Origin of the sequence: Micromonospora mangrovicola, from assembly GCF_047200535.1 — a bacterium.
In the GTDB taxonomy this organism is placed as follows: domain Bacteria; phylum Actinomycetota; class Actinomycetes; order Mycobacteriales; family Micromonosporaceae; genus Micromonospora.
In genome coordinates this window covers 1-428 of sequence record NZ_JBJZOG010000279.1, presented here as the reverse complement: position 1 = coordinate 428, position 428 = coordinate 1, and the positions used below count along the sequence as shown (strand labels likewise).

At 74.1% G+C, this 428-nt stretch carries 1 pseudogene; it reads right to left on the bottom strand.

Going from position 1 to position 428, the window contains the following annotated elements:
• A pseudogene (locus tag ACL02O_RS34470) lies at positions 1-428 on the bottom strand (hypothetical protein); the annotation flags it as partial.

Here is a 428-nt window from a genome sequence, read left to right as displayed (position 1 = left end):
GCCGAAGACGCTCGGCAGCGTGCCCTGGACGCCCAGGAGGACCGTGGCGGTGGGCATCTCGCCGCCGATCGCCACCCGGCCGAAGTCGACGGCCGGCTTCGGGGAGGCGACCACCCCGACGTAGTCCAGGCTGGAGTTCCAGCGCAGCTCGCCGGTGACCGCGCCGGCGATCGAGTAGCAGTGGAACTCGTACGCGGCGGCGAAGGCGGTGGCCGCGCCGGTGTCGTCGTAGGCCACCTCGCGGACGGTGAGGCTGCCGAACGCGTCCGCGCCGTTGCAGCCGGTGGAGTCGGAGGACATGTCCAGGCCGGCGTGGCTGGCGTCGCCGGACCCGGTGGTCGGGTAGGTCTGGCCGGCGGTGAAGGTGGACTGGCCGACCGGGGGCGTGAGCCACATGGCGATGGTGGAGCCGCCCGGCAGGCCGCTCG